Origin of the sequence: Phytoactinopolyspora endophytica (assembly GCF_004138495.1) — a bacterium.
Taxonomy (GTDB): Bacteria; Actinomycetota; Actinomycetes; order Jiangellales; family Jiangellaceae; genus Phytoactinopolyspora; species Phytoactinopolyspora endophytica.
This window is the reverse complement of sequence record NZ_ML142856.1, coordinates 257,743-263,239: the sequence shown is the minus strand read 5'-3', so window position 1 is coordinate 263,239 and position 5,497 is coordinate 257,743. Positions and strand designations below refer to the sequence as shown.

Sequence of the window (5,497 nt, the reverse complement as noted above, 5' to 3'; positions counted from 1 at the left end):
ACCGTTGTCAGTGTCCGCGTGTCGGCGTCGTCCGGGACGCGGGCCAACCGGAACCTGCTGCTGCTCGACCGCCGTGAGCGGTTGATTCTGCGGATGAAGAGTCCGCAGTGGTCTCCGGAGGACATGCGGCAGCTGGTGCGGTGGCTTGGTGTGAAACCACAGGAAACAGCCCAGGCCGTCACGGCGCGGCAGCTGGGCAAGCGGTTCCCACGTGCCGTCCCGATGTCCGAGCGGTTCCCGTTCCTCTCCGGGCTCGCCGTCGTCGTGGTGATCGCCGCCGTGCTGATGACCGCCTCGGTCATTCTCGACTAGGCTCCCGGCTATGGCGGATCCGTACGAATCGTCGTCGTCGCCCGCGACGCGCGCAGCCGATGCTGACCGCGATGCGGTGGCCGAGATATTGCGCACCGCGGTCGCCGATGGGCAGCTCGACCTGACCGAACTGGATGACCGCTTGGCCGCGACGTACGCGGCCAAGACGCGTGCGGAGCTGGCGACCGTGACAGCAGATCTCGGCCGGGCCCCGCAGTCCGACGCGCGGCCGCTGAGACTGCGGACGAAGAGTGGCACGCTGAAGAAGGACGGGTACTGGGTCGTCCCCGCTCAGATCATGGCCGAGTGCAGCTCAGGCACGATCAGGTTTGACTTCACCGAGGCGGAGTGTGTGCACCGAGAGGTGGCCGTACACGTCGATGTGACCTCCGGGTCAGTGGTGCTGACCGTCCCGTACGGATGGTCCGTGAACATGGACGACGTGTCGTGCACCAGTGGGAACGTGTCCAACAAGGTCACTGAACGGCCGAGTCCCGATGCTCCGCTCTTGCGCGTGAGCGGTCAGGTGACCTCAGGTTCCGTCGTCGCCCGCTATCCTCGCCGAGACGCCCGGTATCCTCGTCGATCCTTCTGGGCGCGGCTGTCGGCGCTGTTCGGCCACCGCGGCCACCAGCAACTCGGTCGATGAGGAATTCATCCGTGAGTATTGTCGATTCCTGGTGGTCCCGTCCGTCAAGGGTGTAGAAACCACCCACACGGAAGGGGAACGGCCATGAAGTATATGCTCATGCTCTTCGAACCGGACACAGACTGGCAATCAGCGCCGAAGCGGGAGCTCGACGCAGTCCTCGCTGAGCACACGACGTTTGCCGAGCGCCTCCAAGAACGTGGCATACAGTTCAGTGGCGAAGCTCTGCGCCCGTCCACAACCGCGACGACCCTGCGCCCGGACGGCGACGACGTCTTGGTGACGGACGGCCCGTATGTGGAGCTGAAGGAGAATCTTGCCGGCTACTACATGATCGACGTCAAGGATCTCGACGAGGCGCTGGAGGTCGCGAGGATGTGCCCGATCGCCTCCGGCATCGAGGTGCGTCCGGTATGGGACACGACGGGCTGAGCACTGAGGCCGCGGCTGCGTTAGCCGATGTGCACCGCCGGGCTTGGGCCAGGGTGCTCAGCTCGGTGGTGCGCCTCACCCGCGACTTCGACGCCGCGGAGGACGCGACCCAAGAGGCATTCGTGGCCGCGCTCGACGCGTGGCCACGGCACGGCGTTCCGGACAGCCCCGTGGCGTGGCTGACGACGGTGGCCAAGCGGAAGGCGTTGGACGGTGTCCGCCGCGAGGAGACCCTGGCACGGAAGCTGCCGCTGCTGGTCGTTCCCGATGACGATGGACCGGAGCCGGCGACCTCGATCCACGACGAGCGGCTCCGCTTGATCTTCACGTGTTGTCATCCCGCGCTCGCCATGTCCGGGAGAGTGCCGTTGACCCTGCGGCTGGTGTGCGGGCTGAACACCGCGGACATCGCGCGTGTGTTCCTGGTCAGCGAGTCCACCATGGCGGCGAGGCTGACCAGGGCGAAGAAGAAGATCCGGGCTTCTGGCATCCCGTACCGGGTGCCCGAGGACCACGAGCTTCCGGACCGGCTGCCGGCCGTTCTCAGCGTCGTATCCCTGCTGTTCACGGAAGGACACACGGCTTCACGCGGTGCCCGCCTCGACAGAGCTGAGCTGGTACGTCTCTCGCGCGATCTTGCGTCGACACTGCGGGAGCTGATGCCGGACGAGCCCGAGGTGCTGGGACTGTTGGCCACTATCCGGTTGGGCGAGGCGCGCGGTGCGGCACGTCTCGACGAGCGTGGTGGCCTCGTCGTCCTTGAGGACCAAGACCGCTCGCTGTGGGACCGCGAGGTAATCAACGAGGGCGTCGAGTTGGCCGACGCCGCCATCCGGCGTTCCGCTCATCGCACGCCGGGCGTCTACGCACTGCATGCGGCGATCGCGGCCCTGCACTCTGAGGCGCCTTCCTACGCCGACACCGACTGGGCCCAGATCGTCGCGCTGTACGACATGCTGCTCGCGGTGCAGCCGTCACCGGTGACGGAGCTGGCCAGGGTTGCCGCACGGTCGATGGTCGCGGGCCCGGCTGCCGTCCTGGCCGATGTGGATCGGCTGAGCCTGGATCCCCGGCTGAAGGGTTACCGCGGCCTGCCTGCTACCCGAGCCGACCTCTTCCGTCGCCTCGGTCGCACCTCCGACGCGGCAGCCGCGTACCGCGAGGCAGCGGCTCTCACGGACAACGACGCTGAACGGGCATTCCTGTCCCGCCGGGCAGCCGTGATGGAGTCTCCCGCGTGATGCGATGAGGCCCGCGCATACGAGAATGGGACGATGAAGATCACAGAGATCGAGCCTTTGCCCGTGGCCGCCGGAGCCGGTGCCTATCTCCTCGTCGCGGTGCACACCGACGAAGGCCTGCACGGTCTCGGCGAGGTCGGGATGCGTTCCCGGCCGAGAACCGTACAAGGCGCGCTGCACGATCTGGCAGATCTGGTGGTCGGGCAGGACGCCAACGGCATAGAGCACCTGTGGCAGTTGATGTACCGGGGAGGGTTCTTCCCTGCGGACCGAGATGTCGGCGCCGCGATCGCCGCGATCGACATGGCGATGTGGGATCTGCGCGGCAAGGCTCTGGGCGTGCCGTTGTTCGAGTTGCTCGGCGGTCCGAGTCGCGACCAGGTGCCGGCATACGTCCATATCGGGGGCGCGGACGTCGGGGAGTACGTGGACAACGCTCACCGGATGCTGGATCTCGGCTGGACTCACCTGCGGCTGAGCGTCGATGGACGGACCGATCCGATCTTCGAACCGCGGCAGGCCGTGCGGGACACGCTCTCAGTCATGCACGGCCTGCGGGACGCGCTCGGGGACGACGTGGAGCTGCTGGTGGACGTGCACACACGGCTCGACCCACCGGACGCGGTGAATTTCTGCCGGGAGACAGAGCCGCTCCGGCCGTACTTCATCGAGGACCCGCTGCGTTCGGAGGACCCGGAGGCGTACCGGATGCTGCGGCAACGCACCGGGGTGCCGCTGGCGGCCGGTGAGCAGTACACCACCAAATGGGACTTCCGGCCGCTGCTCGAGGGCGACCTCATCGACCACGCACGCGTCGACTTGGCTAACACGGGCATCACCGAAGGACGCAAGATCGCGGCGATGGCTGAGGCACACCACATCAGGATCGCGACCCACAATCCGCTCGGGCCGGTCTGTTCCGCCGCGTCCGCGCATCTCAATACCGCGCTGCCGAACGTGAGCGTGCAGGAGCAGTTGCGGCCGCACGGCTGGGATGACGATCCTCTGGTCCAGGCCGGCCCGGTCGTCTCGGCTGGATCAGTGCGGCCCGCCGACCTGCCCGGTCTGGGCGTACAGATCGATCTTGACTACGCGAGGAAGCATTCCGCGGCCGACCAGCTCAGCGCGCCGCCCCGGTATCGGCGTGCTGATGGTTCCTTCACGAACTGGTAGGTGAAACTTGTATAGGTGTAGTTATAATAAGCTCAGCTATACAAGATAGGTGTCACTATGGACAAGCCACCCGAGATGTTCGACCGCGATTTTGAGTGGTCTGAACTGAGTCGGTTTGCGCTGCACGAGGGCCCCGGCGCCACGCTTGGTGTTGTCTCGGGACGTCGCAGACAAGGCAAGACGTACTTGCTCGACGCGCTGGCACATGCCACTGACGGCTTCATGTTCACGGCCACTGAGACGACCGAGGCCGACGCATTGCGCCAGTTCGGTGTGGCGCTGGCGACCTACGTCGGCGAGCCGACACCGTTCCGGTTCACTGGTTGGGACGAGGCTATATCGCGGCTCATGAGGATCGAGTCTGGCAGGCCGACCACGACGGTCATCGACGAGTTTCCCTTTCTGGCCAGAACGTCGCCAGCGCTGCCGTCAGTGATTCAGCGCGCCCTTGATCCGACGGCGCAGCGGAGCAACGCACCGATTCGGCTTCTGTTGTGCGGGTCAGCCCTATCCTTCATGGGGAGCCTGCTTGCCGGCAACGCGCCGTTGCGTGGACGCGCGGGGCTCGAGCTCGTCGTTCCCACGCTGGATTTCCGGCTAGCCGCTCAGTTCTGGGGAATCGACGACGCGCACACGGCTGTGCTGACGAACGCAATCGTCGGTGGCACTCCTGCTTACCGGAGAGAGTTCGTTCAAGACGACGTGCCTGCCGGACCGGAAGACTTTGACTCGTGGGTCGTTCGCGCGGTGCTGAATCCGGCGCGGCCGCTGTTCCGTGAAGCCCGCTATCTTCTGGCTGAAGAGCCCGATCTTCGAGATACGGCCCTGTATCACTCGGTGTTGGGCGCTATCGCGGACGGCAACGCCACACGAGGCGGGATCGCCAACTATCTGGCCAGGCGATCCACGGATCTCGCACATCCCTTGGGAGTGCTCGAGGACATCGGCATGGTGACTCACGAGCTCGACGCCTTCCGCAGGAATCGCTCGACGTATCGTATCGCGGAGCCTCTGATCACCTTCTACCACGCGGTCATGCGGCCTGTATGGGGTGACCTCGAACGGCCGAGCCGTGCTCCGGCGATGTGGGAACGTGCCAAGCGCGTCTTCCTGGCCAGAGTCGTCGGACCGCACTTCGAACGGTTGTGCCGCGAATGGGTTCGCTGGCATGCGTCACCGGAGACGTGTGGAGGATTCGTCACTCGCGTGGCCAGTGGCACCGTCAACGATCCGCCGGCACGATCGAGTCACGAGGTGGACGTCGCCGCGTTCGGTCGGAACAGCGAAGGAGGCGAGGTGTTGCTGGCGATCGGAGAAGCCAAATGGCATGAGGTCATGGGCGTTGAACATGTGCGACGGCTCGAGCACATCCGGGACCTGCTGCGCACGCGAGCCGAGGCTGTCGACGCCGTCCGGTTACTCTGCTTCGGCGGCAACGGCTTCACGGATGAGCTCCGTCGTCGTGCGGTCTCGGACGAGTCCGTCCAGCTCGTCGATGTGAGCCGCCTCTACCGAGGCGAGTGACTCGTCGGCTCAAGCCACACGGCAGGACACGGCTACCGCAGCTGGTTGAGATCCAGGCGCACGTTGAAGGGTACGGTGGCCTCGAACGCGCCCTGGGCCCAGTGATAGTGCGGCTAACCGTTGATGATCAGCGGCTGCGTCGCGGAGCCAGATGGCGCGGGAGATG

General features: G+C 65.8%; 6 protein-coding genes. All 6 read left to right on the top strand.

All coding sequences use genetic code 11. From position 1 onward, the window contains the following. The coding region (locus ELR45_RS38205) for a hypothetical protein (RefSeq protein ID WP_205856777.1) at window positions 1-312 on the top strand (312 nt) is incomplete at its 5' end. A gap of 10 nt (window positions 313-322) precedes the next feature. After that, complete coding sequence (locus ELR45_RS17510; protein WP_129667531.1) at window positions 323-961, top strand: DUF1707 SHOCT-like domain-containing protein; 639 nt, start codon at window positions 323-325, stop codon at window positions 959-961. 84 nt (window positions 962-1,045) lie between these two features. Continuing rightward, a complete protein-coding gene (locus ELR45_RS17505) occupies window positions 1,046-1,393 on the top strand; it encodes a YciI family protein (protein WP_129667530.1) in 348 nt (115 codons plus the stop codon). Further along, complete coding sequence (locus ELR45_RS17500; protein ID WP_129667529.1) at window positions 1,375-2,634, top strand: RNA polymerase sigma factor; 1,260 nt, start codon at window positions 1,375-1,377, stop codon at window positions 2,632-2,634. The genes ELR45_RS17505 and ELR45_RS17500 overlap by 19 nt, the downstream gene beginning before the upstream one ends. A 33-nt stretch (window positions 2,635-2,667) precedes the next feature. After that, window positions 2,668-3,807, top strand: coding sequence for a mandelate racemase/muconate lactonizing enzyme family protein (locus ELR45_RS17495; protein WP_129667528.1), 1,140 nt, complete (start codon window positions 2,668-2,670; stop codon window positions 3,805-3,807). Window positions 3,808-3,864: 57 nt separating this feature from the next. Beyond that, window positions 3,865-5,331 carry an AAA family ATPase gene (locus tag ELR45_RS17490; protein ID WP_129667527.1) on the top strand — a complete coding sequence of 489 codons (1,467 nt, stop codon included), beginning with the start codon at window positions 3,865-3,867 and terminating at the stop codon, window positions 5,329-5,331. Window positions 5,332-5,497: the final 166 nt, after the last annotated feature.